At 72.7% G+C, this 15,732-nt stretch carries 10 protein-coding genes and 1 riboswitch; of the genes, 5 read left to right on the top strand and 5 right to left on the bottom strand.

Translation table 11 applies throughout. The annotated features are described in order from the left end of the window. Positions 1 to 107 precede the first annotated feature (107 nt). The 3 genes from ACIBD9_RS26070 to ACIBD9_RS26060 all read left to right on the top strand — a co-directional run bounded on the left by ACIBD9_RS26070 (position 108) and on the right by ACIBD9_RS26060 (position 4,517). Positions 108 to 1,046 carry an SDR family NAD(P)-dependent oxidoreductase gene (locus ACIBD9_RS26070; protein ID WP_396721615.1) on the top strand — a complete coding sequence of 313 codons (939 nt, stop codon included), beginning with the start codon at positions 108 to 110 and terminating at the stop codon, positions 1,044 to 1,046. An 89-nt stretch (positions 1,047 to 1,135) separates the two neighbouring features. Next, entirely contained in the window at positions 1,136 to 2,338 is a 1,203-nt protein-coding gene (locus tag ACIBD9_RS26065; RefSeq protein ID WP_396721614.1) for a low temperature requirement protein A, read from the top strand. Positions 2,339 to 2,345: 7 nt separating this feature from the next. Continuing rightward, the gene (locus ACIBD9_RS26060) at positions 2,346 to 4,517 is read left to right on the top strand and encodes a hypothetical protein (RefSeq protein ID WP_396721612.1); all 2,172 of its coding nucleotides are present in this window, start codon (positions 2,346 to 2,348) and stop codon (positions 4,515 to 4,517) included. A 155-nt stretch (positions 4,518 to 4,672) separates the two neighbouring features. Here the strand turns inward: ACIBD9_RS26060 and ACIBD9_RS26055 are convergent, their stop codons facing one another. Further along, positions 4,673 to 5,551 carry an alpha/beta fold hydrolase gene (locus tag ACIBD9_RS26055; RefSeq protein WP_396721611.1) on the bottom strand — a complete coding sequence of 293 codons (879 nt, stop codon included), beginning with the start codon at positions 5,549 to 5,551 and terminating at the stop codon, positions 4,673 to 4,675. A 136-nt stretch (positions 5,552 to 5,687) separates the two neighbouring features. Between ACIBD9_RS26055 and ACIBD9_RS26050 the strand changes: the two genes are divergently transcribed. Beyond that, positions 5,688 to 9,023: a BTAD domain-containing putative transcriptional regulator gene (locus tag ACIBD9_RS26050; RefSeq protein WP_396721610.1), complete on the top strand. Its 3,336-nt coding sequence runs from the start codon at positions 5,688 to 5,690 to the stop codon at positions 9,021 to 9,023. 114 nt (positions 9,024 to 9,137) lie between these two features. Beyond that, positions 9,138 to 10,712 carry a Na+/H+ antiporter gene (locus ACIBD9_RS26045; RefSeq protein WP_396721609.1) on the top strand — a complete coding sequence of 525 codons (1,575 nt, stop codon included), beginning with the start codon at positions 9,138 to 9,140 and terminating at the stop codon, positions 10,710 to 10,712. Between the two features lie 90 nt (positions 10,713 to 10,802). Here ACIBD9_RS26045 and ACIBD9_RS26040 read toward each other — a convergent pair whose 3' ends face one another. The 4 genes from ACIBD9_RS26040 to ACIBD9_RS26025 all read right to left on the bottom strand — a co-directional run bounded on the left by ACIBD9_RS26040 (position 10,803) and on the right by ACIBD9_RS26025 (position 15,696). Then, positions 10,803 to 11,546, bottom strand: coding sequence for an amino acid ABC transporter ATP-binding protein (locus ACIBD9_RS26040; RefSeq protein ID WP_396721607.1), 744 nt, complete (start codon positions 11,544 to 11,546; stop codon positions 10,803 to 10,805). Next, positions 11,543 to 12,316 (bottom strand): amino acid ABC transporter permease, encoded by a 774-nt coding sequence (locus tag ACIBD9_RS26035; protein ID WP_396721606.1) that lies wholly within the window; start codon positions 12,314 to 12,316, stop codon positions 11,543 to 11,545. The genes ACIBD9_RS26040 and ACIBD9_RS26035 overlap by 4 nt, the downstream gene beginning before the upstream one ends. A gap of 39 nt (positions 12,317 to 12,355) precedes the next feature. After that, positions 12,356 to 13,267: an ABC transporter substrate-binding protein gene (locus ACIBD9_RS26030; RefSeq protein ID WP_396721604.1), complete on the bottom strand. Its 912-nt coding sequence runs from the start codon at positions 13,265 to 13,267 to the stop codon at positions 12,356 to 12,358. A 272-nt stretch (positions 13,268 to 13,539) separates the two neighbouring features. Further along, positions 13,540 to 13,651, bottom strand: a riboswitch (SAM riboswitch). A gap of 86 nt (positions 13,652 to 13,737) precedes the next feature. Continuing rightward, positions 13,738 to 15,696, bottom strand: a complete 1,959-nt coding sequence (locus ACIBD9_RS26025; RefSeq protein ID WP_396721602.1) for an amino acid transporter — start codon at positions 15,694 to 15,696, stop codon at positions 13,738 to 13,740. Positions 15,697 to 15,732: the final 36 nt, after the last annotated feature.

Here is a 15,732-nt window from a genome sequence, read left to right as displayed (position 1 = left end):
CGACCGCCAGCCTGGTCCTGCCACTACCAGGAAAAACAGGGAACCGGCTAGCCCCTGCCACCGGGGTGACAGTGTCGGGGTAAGCGTGACCGAGAGACGGGACAGTAATGACAGAGCGCATCACGACCCCCTTCGGCTTCGCCTCGACCGCCGACGAGGTCATCGCCGGGGTCGACCTGACCGGCAAGCGGGCGATCGTCACCGGCGGCGCCGCCGGTATCGGTGTGGAGACCGCCCGTTCGCTCGCCGCCGCCGGCGCCGAGGTCGTGCTCGGGGTCCGCCGGGTCGCGGCGGGTGAGCAGGCCGCCGCCGACATCGCGGCCAGCATCGGCGCGGAGCGGGTCACCGTCCGCGCGCTGGACCTGGCCGACCAGACGTCGGTACGCCAGTTCGTCGCCGGCTGGGACCAGCCGCTGCACATCCTGGTCAACAACGCGGGGATCATGGCGCTGCCCGAGCTCGAGCGCACCGCTGAGGGCTGGGAGATGCAGTTCGCCACCAACTTCATGGGGCACTTCGCGTTGACCGTAGGCCTGCACGACGCCCTCGCCGCGGCCGGCGGCGCCCGGGTGGTGTCGGTCAGTTCCAGCGGCAACCTCTTCTCCCCGGTGATCTTCGACGACCTGCACTTCGCGTTCCGGCCGTACGACCCGCTGCTGGCCTACGGGCAGTCGAAGAGCGCCGAAGCCCTGCTCGCCGTGGAAGCCACCCGCCGCTGGGCCAACGAGGGCATCCACGCCAACGCGCTGAACCCGGGCGCGATCGCCACCGGGTTGCAGAAGCACACCGGTGGGCTGAAGTCGCCCAGGGAGATGCACAAGACCCCGCAGCAGGGGGCCGCCACCTCGGTGCTACTCGCGGCCTCCCCGTTGCTGGACGGCGTCGGTGGTCGCTACTTCGAGGACTGCGCCGAGGCCCCGATAGTCACCGAGCGCCCCGCCGACTACACCGGAGTGGCGGCGTATGCCGTCGACCCAGACAACGCCGAGCGGCTCTGGGACGTGGCGACGGACCTGATCTCCCAGGGCGTCACCAAGGGCCGCTGACGACGACGGCCGGGCTCGGCGGAACCCGCCCGGGCCTGGGCGTCCGGGTGGTACGACTGGGGCGGCAGGTGACGTCCGGAAGGGGGGCGATGAGGAACGAGCTCCCCGAGCGGCTGCTCCTCCGTCGGGAGAATCCTCGCCGGACGTCGTTCCTGGAGCTCTTCGTCGACCTGGGATTCATCTTCGCGCTGACCCGGCTGTCCCGGGCGCTGCTCGACGATCCCAGCCTCAACGGCGGCCTACAGGTGTCGCTGATGTTGGCGGCGCTCTGGTGGGTATGGTTCGTGACCGCCTGGTCGGCGGACTGGTTCGACCCGAGGGCCCCGCTGATCGTCGCCCTGCTGCTGTGGGTGATGTTCGGGGGCCTCCTGATGGCCGCGGCCGTACCCAGCACGTTCGACGGGCACGCCATGGTGTTCGCCATCGCCTACGTGTCCATCCACCTGGGCAGGGCGGCAATCCTGATCCCCGCCCTGCGGGGGCATCCGCTGCAACTGCGGAGCCTGCGGGTGGCGGTCTGGTTCGCGATCTCCGGCGTGCTGTGGGTGGTCGGTGCGGCCGTCGCCCCGGCCCGGGAGGTGCTCTGGGCGCTCGCTCTGGTGCTGGAGTACTCCGTGGCACGGCTGCGCTGGCCGTTTCCGGGGCTCGGGCGTGGCACCTGGCCGGAATTCCAGGTCAACGGCAGCCACCTCTCCGAGCGGTACCAACAGATCTTCATCATTGCCCTGGGTGAGCTGATCCTGATCTCCGGCGTCGCCTACAGCAATTCCGGCCTGGACCGGGAGAGCACGGTGGCCTTCGCCCTGGCGTTCGTGACCGCGGTGGCCCTCGCCCGGCTCTATCTGGTGCCCGCCGGCGCTCGGCTGGGCGCCAGAATCGAGGCGGAGGGTCCGCCCGGCAGCAGGTTGGCCCTCCTGGCGGGCTATCTGCACCTCGTCATGATCGCCGGTGTGCTGGCCACGTCTGTCGCCATGGAGATGACGATCGACGATCCGGGGGCGCACGACGCGGGACAGTTGACCGTGGGCGTCATCGGCCCCGCGCTGTTCCTGACCGCCCGGATCTGCCTCGCGGCGGTGGTGGACGGCGGCCGGCCCTTGGCGCGCCTGATCGGTGTTCCGGCCATCATCGTGGGCGGGTTGGCAACCAGCAAGCTTTCCCAGGTCAGCAACAGCGCCGCCGTCGCCGGGGTGTTGCTGCTGATCGTCCTGGTCGACGCGATGCCGGGACTACGGCGATTCGCCCGACAGCTCGGCGGCGACGACGCCTCCGACCAGCGGCGGCATGGGTAGCGGCCCGATGCCCGAGGGAAAGCCGGACCACGGCGACCATCCGCCACGCCATGGCGTGGTGGAGTTGCGGGTGCACGGCGTGTCCGGCGCGAAACCAGCAGCCGTCCTCGACCAGGCGCAGGTCCGGCAGGTCGCCGGCGACGACAGTGGGGGCTTCCACCGCGCCGACCGGTCGGACGGCACCGACACGGACGGGGTGACGCTTGAGGCGTACCGCTGGGGTGACCTGCCGTCGGGCACGATGATCCGGACCCTCTCCATGGTCCTCCTGCTGCCGTTCATGTTCAGCAACGTGGCGGTGTGGATGCGGCCCACGGGTCGGCGCAGCGCCGCCGGGGTCACCGTGCTGTGTCGGCTCCTCGCGCTCAACCTCACCGTGCTGTACGTGGTGTCCATCGCCGGAGTCGTCCTCGACCTGCTCGCCTGGCAGTGTCTCGGCGCGATCCGGTGCCGCGCCCCTTTCGACACGATGCTCGGGCTCGACGGCCGCAACGTCGGGCAGCGGCTGGCCGTGCTGGCGCTCCTGCCGATCGCCGCCCTCGCGTTCCTCCGACTTGTCGGCGCCCGCCGGTCCGGCCCGGCCGGCACCGCGCTGTGGGCCGTGGAACCGCTGGTGCAGCGGCTGCGAGCGATCCACGTCGCGGCCGCGCTCGCCGTACTCGATCTCGTGCTGCTCCTGGCCCGTCGCGCCGGTGGCGCGACGTTCGGGACGGCGCTGCTGCTGTGGCTCAGCGTGGCGGTGCTGCTGGCCTGCGTCGGCCTGCTCGCCGCTCCGGGGCTGATCGACCGGGCCGCGACCGCGCGAACGGCCGAGCGGACCGCCCGCACCACCGGCGTCGTGGCCGTCGGCCTGAGCGTGGCGACCCTCGTCATCATCGCGCGCGACGAGCGTGGCTGGCAGTCGTCGGTCGGGCTTCCCGGCTACGGCGGGATCGCGGCCGGGGCGCTGCTCGGTCAGATGATGCTGCTGGTGCTGCTCAGCGTGCTGGTGTTGTGGGACCGCGTTCGTGCGGGCAGTCGTTCCCTGCTGTGGGGTGGACTGGGCGCGGCGGTCATCGCCGCGTTCGCGGTCGGCGTGGCCGGCGGGCTCTCCGCCGGTCTCGTCTACCAGGCGGGGGAGTTGCTCGGCGGCTACCCCAGCGACGGTGGGCCGCCCCGGGCGTACCGCTGGACGCTTCTGGCCTTCTTCCTGCACGTGGTCGCGGCGGCGCTGCTGTGCGGCGCCCTTACTTTCCTGTCGCGGCGACGCCGGTGGCGTGCGGCGGCAGCGATCACCCGTCGCGACTTCCCGGTCGTGCCGCCAGAGGCGACCGGGCAGCTGCGGCTGGCGACGAAGACCATCGCCCGGGCACGGTTCACCGAGTGGTTGGGACTGCTGGCAACCACGTACGCGGTACTCGCCGTGATCGGACTGGCCACGAGTCTGCTGGGGCTCACCGGTCGCGAACCGCAGGACCTGGCGCGGCAGGTGCTCGGGCTGCCGGCCCGAGCCGTCGAGATGGGGCTCACGGGGGGCACGTACCTGCTCGCCGTGTTGCTCCTCGTGCTGGTGTCCGGTGGCGTGTTCGCCTACCGGACCGCGTGGTTCCGCCGGCACGTCGGCATCCTGTGGGACCTGGGCACCTTCTGGCCCCGAGCCGCACACCCGTTCGCACCCCCGAGCTACGCCGACCGTGCGGTACCGGAGTTGGCCGACCGGATCATCCAACTGACCGAGCGACACAGCATGGTGCTGCTCAGCGGGCACAGCCACGGGTCCGCGCTGCTCGCTCTCACGGTGCTGCGGCTGCCCCCGCACGTCCGCCGGCGGGTCGCGCTGCTCACCTACGGGTCACCGCTGGACCGCCTGTACGCCCGGCTCTTCCCGGCCTACCTCAACGACGAGGTATTGCGTGCGGTGGGGGAGCGCGTCGAGTGGCGGTGGCTCAACCTCTGGCGGGACACCGACCCGGTCGGTGGCTGGGTCTTCGCCGCACACCGGCCCGGAGATCCACCCCCGGACCCTGCCGATCCAGCGCTTCGGGTGGACCGGCGGTTGCGGGACCCACCGGACCTGCTGTCGGCACCGGGAGAGCAATCGGCGCAGCCGCCGCTGCGGGGGCACCATCCGGGTGAAACCGACCCGGCGTTCCGGGCGGCGGTGCGCGAACTGGCCGAACGCCTCCGTGGCCCGAACTGAGTCGCCGATGCAACCGGTCAGCGGTCCTCCGCCAGCCGCTCCGACTCCGCGACGACCGAGCGGATCTTGCGACCCGGCCGCCACCACCACCGCTGACACCCAGTGTCGAATATCTTGCCGACGGTGATCAATGATGGGGCCGGGTCGCCGATCGATCAACGGTTGAGCAGGTTGCGCAGTGCCCGGAGCACCTCGGCCGGCGCCTCCTCCGCCATGAAGTGTCCGCAGGTGACCGTCTGGTGCTCCAGGTCCGGCGCCCAGGCCCGCCACACCGCGGCCGCGTCGTAGCCCAGCGCCGCGCCCCAGTCCTGCTGGAGCACCGTCACCGGCATCCGCAGCTGGTTGCCGGCGGCCCGGTCAGCGGCGTCGTGGGTCACGTCGATCCCGGCGGACGCCCGATAGTCGGCGACGATCGAGGGAACGGCGTCGCGGGACGCGCGCAGGTACGCGGCCCGCACGTCCGCCGGCAGGGCCTCCGGATCGCGGGTCCAGACGTCCAGGAAGTGACCGAAGAAGGCGTCCGGGCTGCCGGCGATCAGCTCCTCGGGCAGGCCGGGCGGCTGCGCCATCAGGTACAGGTGAAACGCCACGGCGGCGCTGACGCCGTGCAGCACGTCCCACATGTCCAGGGTGGGTAGCACGTCGAGCAGGGCGAGCTGGCTGATCGCCGCCGGATGGTCGAGGCCGGCGCGGAACGCGACCAGGGCACCCCGGTCGTGCCCGGCCAACGCGAACCGGTCGTGGCCGAGCGCGTCGGCCAGCGCCACGATGTCGGCGGCCATGGTGCGCTTGGCGTACCCGGTGCCGTCGGTGTCGAGGGGCTTGTCGCTGTCGCCGTAGCCGCGCAGGTCGGGGCAGATGACCGTGTGGTCGGCGGCCAGGTCGGCCGCGACGTGCCGCCACATGAGGTGGGTCTGCGGAAAACCGTGCAACAGCACGATCGCCGGCCCGGAACCGCCCACGGCGGCGTTCAGCGTCACACCGTCGGCGACGGTGACGCGTCGGTAGTCGAATCCGTTGATCCTGGGGTCCACGGGGAACCTTCCTGGTGAGCAGTGCCGGCGGGGGCCGTTTCCCTCGCCGTCGTGACTCGTCGAGCCTGCCCGGCGGTGATCAGTACCCGGTCAGCGTCGGATCAGTGCCGGCCGGGCCACGGCCTAGATTGGTGCCATGACCAGGCAGCTGACGGCGCCCGTCGCGGTGACCTTCGGCGTACTCGGGCCGGTGATCGCCGCGACCGAGCGCGGCCCGGTCGCCCTGCGGGGACACCGGCAGCGCCTGGTGCTGGGCCGGTTGTTGATCGCCCGCGGTCGGGTGGTGCCGGTGGATCGTCTCGTCGACGACCTGTGGGAGGTCGCACCGGACGGCGCGGTGGGCGCGATCCGAACCTTCGTCGCGGACCTGCGCCGCGCCCTGGAGCCCGATCGACCACCCCGGCAGCCACCCCGGATCCTGGTCACCGAGCCGCCCGGGTACGTGCTGAAGGCCGCCCCGGACGCGGTGGACGCCGGACAGTTCGAGGCGGCCGTCGGGGAGGCGGCCCGGCTGCTGGCGGCGGGACGTCCCGCGCCGGCCCTGGCCGCGCTGGACGCGGCGCTCGGGCTCTGGCGCGGACCCGCGTACGCCGACTGCGCCAACGAGTCCTGGGCGGTCGCGGAGATCAACCGGTTGGACGAGCTGCGGATGCTCGCCGTCGAGCGGCGGGCGGAGGCGCTCCTGGCGGTGGGCCGACCGGACGAGGCCGCCGCGGACCTGCCGGCACACCTGGCCAGCTATCCGCTGCGGGAGGACGCCTGGCGGCTGCTCGCGGTGGCCCGGTACCGCGCCGGCCGGCAGGGCGACGCGCTCGCCGCGCTGCGGGAGGCCCGTCAGGTCCTGGTGACCGAGCTGGGCGTGGACCCGGGGCCCGAGCTGCGACGGCTGGAGGCGGACATCCTGGCCCAGGCGCCGCACCTCACCCCGTCCCACGACCGGGCCGCCACCCCCGGCCTCGGCGAACCCGTTCGACAGGTCGGGGCGGGGCAGCGCCCGTTCGTCGGCCGGGACGCGGAGCTGGCGCGGCTGCGGCGCGCCGCCGAGGACGCGTCCCGACGCCACCAGCCCACGCTCGCCCTGCTCAGCGGCGACCCGGGCGCGGGCAAGACAGCGCTGGCCGAGGCCCTGACCCGGCGGCTCGCCGCCGACGGCTGGACCACGGCGTGGGGACGCAGCCCGGAGTACGAGGGCGCCCCGCCAGCGTGGCCCTGGACCCAGATCACCGACGCGCTCGCCGGGCCGGGCGCCGCGGTCGTCACCGAATCGGAAGGCGTCCCGGCTGACGGTTCGGCCGACCCGGCCGCGGTGCGGTTTCGCCGGCACCGTGCGGTGGCGTCGCTGATCTCGGCGGTCGCCGACCGGGGGCCGGTCCTGCTGGTCCTCGACGACCTGCACCGCGCCGACGGTGACACCCTGGACCTGTTGACCGCACTGCTCACCGGCCCGCAGCCGGCCAGCGGGCCGGTGCTGGTCCTCGGCACCTACCGGGCCACCGAGATCAGCCCGGAGCTGACCGCCACCCTGGCCCGCGCCGCCGGGCTGGAGCCGGTCCGGGAGTATCTCGCCGGCCTGCCCGCGTCGGCGACCGGTGAGCTGGCCGGCGCCATCGTCGGGGCGGAACTGGACCCGGCCACCGCCCGGTCGATCCACCGGCGCAGCGGCGGTAACCCGTTCTTCGTCCGCGAACTGGCCCAGCTGTACGCGGGTGCGGGGGAGGCGGGGCTGGCCGCCGTGCCGCCCGGGGTACGCGATGTGATCCGGCACCGGTTGGCGCAGCTGCCCGCCGCGACCCGTACCGTGTTGCGGCAGGCGGCCGTGCTCGGCCGGGACCTCGACCCGGACGTGCTGGGCGCGTTGGCCGGTGACCCGACGGCGGCACTGGACGCCGTGGACCGCGCACTGGCGGCCGGGTTCCTCACCGAGCGGGAGTCCGACGGGCGGCTGCGCTTCACCCACATCCTGGTCCGCGACACGCTCTACGCCGACCTGTCCGCGCCGCGCCGCGCCGCCTGGCACGCGGCCGTCGCCGAGGTGCTGCGACAGCGGGAACCCGTCGAGCCGGCGGCCCTCGCGTACCACCTGCTGCGCGCCGGTGGGCCCGCCGCCGCCGCCCAGGCGTCGACGTACGCCCGGGTGGCGGCCGAGCGGGCCGAGCGGGGCGGCAACCCCCACGAGGCGGCCCGCCTGTGGGGCCAGGCGATCGACGCGTACGACCGCGCCGGCGGGGACGAGCCGCGCGGGCGGGTGGCCGCGCTACTCGGTCTGGGGCGGGCGCTGGCCGTGACGGGCCGGCTGGCCGAGGCGCGGCGACGGCGAGCCGAGGCGATCACCGCCGCCGAGTCCACCGACGACCCGGTGCTGATCCAGGAGGCGCTGGCGGGCTTCGACGTGCCCGCCAGCTGGACGCGCAACGACGACGAGCTGCTCTCCGGGCACATCGTCCGAGCCGCCGAACACGCCCTGACCGCGCTCGGCCCGAGCCGCTCGGCGCAGCGCAGCCGGCTGCTGAGCACCCTCGCACTGGAACTGCGCGGCAGCACCACCGATCGTGGCCGCGGCGCCGCCGAGGAGGCCGAGACGATCGCCCGCGACATCGGCGATCCCGGGCTGCTGGCCTTCGCGCTCAACGCCCGCTTCATGCACGCGTTCCACCGCGTCGGTCTGGCCTCCGCACGGGCCCGCATCGGCGTCGACCTGGTCGACCTGGCCGCCCGGCACCACCTGGTGACCTTCGAGGTGCTCGGCCACCTCGTCCTGGTCCAGGCCAACTGCGCGCTGGCCGACCGGCCCGGCGCCGACGCGCACGCACGCGCCGCCGACCGCCTCGCCGAACGGTACGAGCTGCCGTTGGTCGGCGTCTTCACCCGGTGGTACGCCGCACTGCGCCTGGCACTCGACGGCGACTCGGCCGCAGCGGGGCAGGCGTACCGCTTGGCCGCCGACCGGGTGAGCGCCGACGGCATGCCGGGGCTGACCCAGGGGCTGCTTCCGCTGGCCCTGCTCGGCCTGCGGCTGGCTGACACCATCGGCGTCGACCGGCCGACCCTCGGGCCCGGCACCGCCGGCCGGCTGCTCACCGGGCTCGGCGCGCACGGCTGGGCGGACCTGGACTGGGGTCCGCACGAACCATGGGTCCTACCGTTGCTGCTGCTCGCCGCCGACGACCGGGACGCCGCCGCGGCCGCCCTGCGGGCTCTTCCCGAGGGGCCGCACGATCTGCTGCGCGAGGTACGGCTCTGCCTCGTCGGTCGGGCGGCGCGTGCCCTCGACGACCGGGCCACGATGACCCGGGTCCACGCCGAACTGCTGCCGGCCGCCGACGAGCTGACCGCGGGCAGCGGGGTGCTCACCGCTGGCCCGGTGGCCGGGCACCTCGCCGACCTGGCCGCCGCGCTGGGCCGTGCCGAGGAGGCGGCCGAACACCGTCGTACGGCCCGTGCGGTGACCGCCCGCGCCCGCGCCATTGGCTGACCCCGCACCCGCGGCCACGGCGACTTGCCGGTTTCCACCGGAACCCACCGGCGGGTGCGGTCAGATGGAACCACCGGCGCGTCCACCGTCGCCATGGTCCGAAGGGGGGTACGCGTGGAGGGGCTCATCCTGATCGTGACGCTCGGCGTCACCGTCCTCGTCGGCACCACTCTCGGCGGTCGGTACCGGGTCGCCCCGCCGGTCCTGCTCATCGCGTTCGGCGTGCTGCTCGGGCTCACGCCGCCGCTGTCCAAGGTCACCCTGGAACCGGAGCTCGTCCTGCTGATCTTCCTGCCGGCGATCCTGTACCGGGAGAGCCTCACCATCAGCCTGCGGGAGATCCGGGCCAACCTGCCGGTGATCGGGCTGCTCGCCGTGGTGCTGGTGGTGCTCACCATGGTCACGGTGTCGTTCGCCGCGCAGGCGTTCGGGGTGAACCCCGCCGCCGCCTGGGTGCTCGGCGCGGTCCTCGCGCCGACCGACGCCGCCGCGGTCACCGGCCTGGCCAAGCGGCTGCCCCGGAAGCTGCTCACCACCCTGCACGCGGAGAGCCTGATCAACGACGGCACCGCGCTGGTGGTCTTCGCGGTCACGGTGGGTCTGTTGAGCGAGAGCGCCAAGCCGGGCGTGCTGGGCATCGGCGAGGAGTTCGTCGGCGCCAGCGTCGGCGGTGTGGTCGCCGGTCTGCTGGTGGGGGCGGCCGTGGTGCTGATCCGCAAGCGGCTCGACGATCCGCTGCGCGAGGGCGCGCTCAGCGTGCTGACACCGTTCGGCGCCTTCCTGCTCGCCGACTCGGTGCACGCCAGCGGCGTGCTGGCGGTGGTGGTCGCCGGCCTGGTGCTGGCCTACGCCGGCCCACGGGTGATCCGCGCCCGGTCCAGGGTGCTGGCGTACGCCTTCTGGGACCTGTCCACCTTCCTGATCAACGGCGGGTTGTTCGTCCTGCTCGGCACGCAGATCCCCCGCGCGGTGCGGAACATCACCAGCACCTCGCCGCAGCGCGCTCTGCTGATCGTGCTGGTGGTCACAGTGGTCGTGATCGGCACCCGCCTGCTCTTCGTCTACCTGACGGCGCAGTCGGCGCGGCTGCGGCGCCGCCGGATGATGGACCCGAGCCAGGGGCCGTCCGCCTGGCGGGTGGGGACCGTCGCCGGCTGGTCCGGTTTCCGGGGCGCGGTGTCGCTCGCCGCCGCCCTGGCCGTCCCGACGGTGATGGTCAACGGTCGACCGGTGGTCGAACGCGATCTGATCATCTTCGTCACCGCGCTGGTGATCGTGCTGATCATGCTGCTCCAGGGCACCACCCTGCCGTTGGTCGTCCGCTGGGCCGGGCTGAGCGGTGACCCGGAACGCGTCGACGAGGCCCGGAACGCCCGGCGGCGGGCCACCGAGGTGGGCTTGGCCGCTCTTCCCCAGGTCGCCGCCGAGGTCGGTGCCCAGGATGACGCGGTGCGTCGGCTGGAGGCCGAGTACCAGCGGCACCTGGAGGACCTCAACGAGAGGTGTGGGAACACCGCCGAGGAACGCCGGTTGGAACGCCGACTGCGCCTCGGCGTCCTCGCCCACAAGAGGCGGGAGGTCACCCGGCTGCGCGACAACCGGGAGATCGACGACCTGGTGCTGCAGGAACTCCAGGCCGCGCTGGACAACGAGGAGATCCGGCTGCTGGGGCGCGGGCCCAACGAGTGACCGTCGGTAATCGTCCGGCCCGGGCGCGGCTCAGCGCACCTGGTCTCGGCGCACCTGGTCTCGGCGGACCTGGTCTCGGCGCACCTGTTTTCAGAGCACCTGGTCGAGGAACCGGCGAAGCCGCGGATGCTCGGCCCGCTCGAAGATCGCCTCAGGTGGGCCGGCCTCCAGCACCACGCCCCGGTCCATGAAGGCGACGGTGTCGGCGACCTGCCGGGCGAAGCCCATCTCGTGGGTCACCACCACCATGGTCATCCCGGCGGCGGACAGGTCGGCCATCACCCCGAGGACGCCCTTGACCAACTCCGGGTCAAGCGCCGAGGTCGCCTCGTCGAAGAGCATCACCTCGGGCCGCAGCGCCAGCGCGCGGGCGATCGCCACCCGCTGCTGCTGACCACCGGAGAGCTGCGCCGGTCGAGAGTTCGCCTTGCCGGCCAGCCCCACCAGCTCCAACTGGGCCCGGGCGACAGTCTCCGCCTCGTCCGCAGCGAGCTTGCGCAGCCGGCGCAGCGCCAGCGTGACGTTGCGCAGCACGCTCATGTGCGGAAAGAGGTTGAACTGCTGGAAGACCATGCCCACCCGCTGCCGCAGCGCGTCCGGGTCGTCGCCCAGCACGCTGCGCCCGTCCAGCAGCACGTCGCCCCGGTCCGGTTCGATCAGGCGGTTGATGGTGCGCAGCAGGGTGGACTTGCCCGACCCGGACGGGCCGATGACGCAGGCCGTCGCGCCCCGCGGCACCGAGAGGTCGACGCCGCGCAGCACCCGGTTCGGTCCGAAGGCGAGGTGCACGTCGCGTACGTCGAGGCTGACCGAGGTCGTCGTGGCGGTGGTCATCGCCGGTCTCCTTCCGTCACGGCGTACGACGCGGTGTCGTCGTCCTCTTCGGTCGACGCGGTGGCCGGCCGACCATTGCGCAGCCGCCTGTCGATCCAGTTGACGACGTGCGTCAGCGGGACGGTCAGCGCCAGGTAGCAGAGCCCCGCCAACAGCAGCGCGGACTCGTTGCCGGTGGTGGCCGCGTAGTCCTGCCCGATCCGGAACAGCTCCCGCTGGCTGGCCACCAGGCCGAGGAAGTAGACCAGGCTGGAGTCCTTGATCAGCGCGATGAGCTGGTTCACCCAGGCCGGCAGCACCCGCCGGATGCCCTGCGGGATGATCACCAGCCGCATCGCGTCGGCCCAGGAGAAGCCGAGGGCCCGGGCGCCCTCCAACTGGGCGGCCTCCACCGACTGGATGCCCGAACGGAAGATCTCCCCGATGTACGCGGCGGCGATGAGCGACAGCGCCAGGATGCCCAACGGGTAGGGATCGGGCCCCCAGACCTGCATGCCCAGCGGGGCCAGCCCGACGCCGATCAGCAGGATCGTCGCCGCGGCCGGCAGCCCCCGGAACACGTCGGTGTAGACCCGCGCCGGCCAGCGCAACCAGCGGCTGCGGGAGATCCCGGCGACGGCCAGCAGCAGGCCCAGGACCGAGCCGAGCAGGGCGGCGGAGACCGCCAGGATCAGCGTGTTGGGCAACCCGACGGTCAGCATCTCGGGCAGCGCCTCGCGCATCGCGTCCCAGTCGAAGAAGGTCTCCCACAGGGTGCTCAACGGATCCATCGGTCGCTCCTCCTACCGCCCCGCTCGCTCGTCACCGGTTCAGGACGCGGCCGACGCGGACGCGGACGCCGACGCCGACGCCGACGCCGACGCCGACGCCGACGCGGACGCGGACGGGACCGGCACCGTGCCGCTGCCCGGGGTGAAGTCCGCCGGGATCGGCCGGCCCGGGTAGTACTGCGCCTGCAACCGGCTCCAGGTGCCATCGGCGATGACCTCGTCGAGACCCTTGTTCAGCGCCTCGCGCAGCTTGTCGCTGCCCTTGGCCACGGCGTAGGCGGTCGGTGCCGGGCTGAGCTGCTTGGCCGCCACGGTGATCTTGCCGTTGCTGTCGGTGGCCGACTTCTCGCCGATCTCCGCCGGGGCGATCCAGGCGTCGGCGGTGCCCGCCTTGAGCTGGTTGATCGCGCCGTTGTAGTCCGGCACCCGCACCGGGTTGAGCTGCTTGCCGGTGGCGTAGTCGTCCTGGACGGTGCCCTGCACCACCACGACCCGCTTGCCGGCGAGCTGGTCGAAGCTGGTGATCGGCGAGCCGGCCGGGACGTCCAGGCCGAAGTAGCCGAAGTCGTAGCCGTTGCCGAAGTCGACGGTCTTCTTGCGTGCCTCGGTGATGGTGATCGAGGAGCTGCCGACGTCGAACTTGTGGTTGTTGACCTGGCTGAGCAGCGCGGAGAAGTCGGTGCCGACGAACTCGACGGTGAGGCCGAGCTTGCCGGCCACGGCGGTCAGCAGGTCGTTGTCGAAGCCGGTGAATTTTCCGTCCTTGAGGTACACGTTCGGCGGGGCGTCGGTCAGTGTGCCGGCGCGCAGCACGCCCGGCTGGGCCAGGCCGTACGGGTTGGCGGTGGCGTCGGACGAGCTGTCGTCGCCGCAGGCGGTGAGGGCGGTGGCGGCCAGGATCGTGGCCGCGCCCAGGGCGGCGGCGCGGGTCAGGGCAGGAAGGAATCGCACGGGCGTCTCCGAAGGGTGGTGTCTCGGCGCGCACGGGCGTGCGCCACCGACGGAACGCCCGAGGGCGTACCGGTGGAAAGGGTTTCGGGAAGGGCTGTGCTAGAGCGCGGTGCCGCGACGACAGGCGGCGCTGCACATTCGCATCATGTCCACGTGCCGTCGCCGGGTCAGGGCAGGCGAGGGTCGACCGGTGCGGGAGTCCGCGACGTCGGTCGGTGGGGCGGTGCTGAGGATGCGCATGGTTCTCCCGGGTCTGTGCTGACCTGGGTGCCAGGCCACGCTTGCACCGACGTCGTGCCGGTGCCTGGTCTTCACCCGGGGCACCCCACCGCGGAGGAGGGTTGCCGGCCAGCGAGCCGGGGCTTCGCGCTGGCACTCATGACCTGCGCCGAGGCTAGCAGCACCAACGGGTGGGTCGTCCAGTCGTTATGACCACGCTCACCGTGCGCGACGAGCTGCCCGCCCGCACGTCAGCCGGCGTGCACATGCGGTCGACGGTGCGGGTCGGGCTCCTGGCGGCGCAGGATCTCCCGGGTCACCGAGGCGATGGCGCCCTGCCCGAACGCGAGGTAGCGCAGGAAGTTGCGAACCGGGCCGCCCTCGGACCACTCGAAGTAGATGTGGGGGCGCCGACGGCTGCGGTCGCGGATCTCCAGCAGCAGGGCGGCGAGCGCGGTGGGCACCGACGAGCTGGCCAGGCTGAGCACCGGGAAGCGGCCGTCGACCACGCTGCCGCGGACCAGCAGCCCGGTCTCGAAGTCGGACGGGTCGGTGACCTTGACCTCGACGAAGATGACGTCGCCGTCGCCGGGGAAGTCGTTGTCCGCCATGGTCTGCGCCAGCTTGGCGTGGTACTCCGCCGCGTCACGCCGGTCGGGTTCGTGCGCGATGAGACGGATCCGTCGTCCGGCGCGTTCGTCGATCAGCCGGGCCGCGGTCGGGTCCAGCTCGACGTGGTCGACGCGCAGCTCGTAGGCCCGCATCAGCCGGGACAGCACCGACACCAGGATGATCCCGCCGATGAAACAGGCCGCGATCTTGACGCCGTCCGGACGCTCCACCACGTTCGCCAGCGTGGTGTAGACGAAGATCACCGCGATGACTCCGAACGCGATGGTGCGGCCGCGCTGACGCTGCCGTCGCACGGCGAGCGTCACCGCCGTCGCCGCTGAGGTGATCAACACCAGGACCCCGGTGGCGTACGCGCCGCCCTGCGCGTCGACGCTGGCCTCGAAGACGATCGTGATCAGGAACGCCACGGCGGTGAAGACCAGCACCAGCGGCCGGACGGCTCGCGCCCAGGTCGGCGCCATACCGTACCGGGGCAGATAGCGCGGCACGAGGTTGAGCAGACCGGCCATCGCCGATGCCCCGGCGAACCAGAGGATTCCGATGGTGGACAGGTCGTAGACGGTGCCGAACACCTCGCCGAGGTGGGCGTGCGCCAGGTAGGCCAGCGCCCGCCCGTTCGCCGGCCCACCCGGCTGGAAGGCCTCCGGTGGGATGAGCACGGTGGTCGTCACGCTGCTGGTGATCAAAAAGACGCTCATGATCACTGCTGCGGTGGTGAGCAGCCGGCGCGCGCCACGGATCCGCCCCAGCGGTCGGGCCTCCGAGTCCTGCGGGTCACCTCGTACGCTCGGCATGACCGCCACCCCGGTCTCGAAGCCGGACAGGCCCAACGCCAGCTTCGGGAAGACCAGCAGCGACAGCCCGACCACCAACCACGGGTCGCCGTGCCCGGTGGTCAGCATGGTGGTCCAGTCGCCGACCGCGCTCGGATGCGTCACCACCCGCCACAGCGCGTCGGCCACCACCACCGCGTTCAGCGTCAGGTAGATCGCGACCAGGACGACGGCGATCCCGATGGCCTGGGTGAATCCCTTGAGGAACACCGCGCCCAGCAGCGACACGAGCAGCAGCGTGACCAGCACCTCGTGCCCCTTGAGCCCGCTCGGCCAGAACGGGTTCTCGTCGATGTGCGCCGTCGCGTCGGCGGCCGAGAGGGTGATGGTGATGATGAAGTCGGTGGCCGCGAAACCGAGCAGCACCAGCACCAGCAGCTTGCCCGGCCAGTAGTTCAGCAGGCGTACCAGCATCGCGATGGAGCCCTCACCGTGCGGGCTCTCCACCGCCACCCGCCGGTAGACCGGCAGCGCCCCCAGCAGGGTCACCAGCACCAGCACCAGGGTCGCCACCGGTGAGAGCGCCCCGGCGGCCAGCGCCGCGATGCCCGGTTGGTAACCCAGCGTGGAGAAGTAGTCGACCCCGGTCAGGCACATCACCTTCCACCACGGGTGGTGCCGGTGCTCCGGCGGGCGCCCGTGCGGCCCCGGGTGCTGCACGGCCTGGTCCGAGCCGGCGTCGAGCAGCCACCCCCGCAACCGGCCGGCGCGTCTGTCGACAGTCACCGGCGCGTCCCCCGTCATCCCGCCCACGGTCACCGTGAGTATCCGCCCGTCGGG

Source organism: Micromonospora sp. NPDC050784 (assembly GCF_044456765.1).
GTDB lineage: Bacteria > Actinomycetota > Actinomycetes > Mycobacteriales > Micromonosporaceae > Micromonospora > Micromonospora foliorum.
The sequence above is the reverse complement of the archived record's forward strand: the minus strand, read 5'-3'. Positions and strand labels throughout refer to the sequence as shown.

What these genes read in the sequence shown, in the direction of transcription:
- ACIBD9_RS26050 (WP_396721610.1), top strand. Translation starts at nt 5,688, where the DNA reads ATGACCAGGCAGCTGACGGCGCCCGTCGCGGTGACCTTCGGCGTACTC.
- ACIBD9_RS26070 (WP_396721615.1), top strand. Translation starts at nt 108, where the DNA reads ATGACAGAGCGCATCACGACCCCCTTCGGCTTCGCCTCGACCGCCGAC.
- ACIBD9_RS26060 (WP_396721612.1), top strand. Translation starts at nt 2,346, where the DNA reads ATGCCCGAGGGAAAGCCGGACCACGGCGACCATCCGCCACGCCATGGC.
- ACIBD9_RS26040 (WP_396721607.1), bottom strand. Translation starts at nt 11,546, where the DNA reads ATGACCACCGCCACGACGACCTCGGTCAGCCTCGACGTACGCGACGTG.
- ACIBD9_RS26035 (WP_396721606.1), bottom strand. Translation starts at nt 12,316, where the DNA reads ATGGATCCGTTGAGCACCCTGTGGGAGACCTTCTTCGACTGGGACGCG.
- ACIBD9_RS26025 (WP_396721602.1), bottom strand. Translation starts at nt 15,696, where the DNA reads ATGACGGGGGACGCGCCGGTGACTGTCGACAGACGCGCCGGCCGGTTG.
- ACIBD9_RS26065 (WP_396721614.1), top strand. Translation starts at nt 1,136, where the DNA reads ATGAGGAACGAGCTCCCCGAGCGGCTGCTCCTCCGTCGGGAGAATCCT.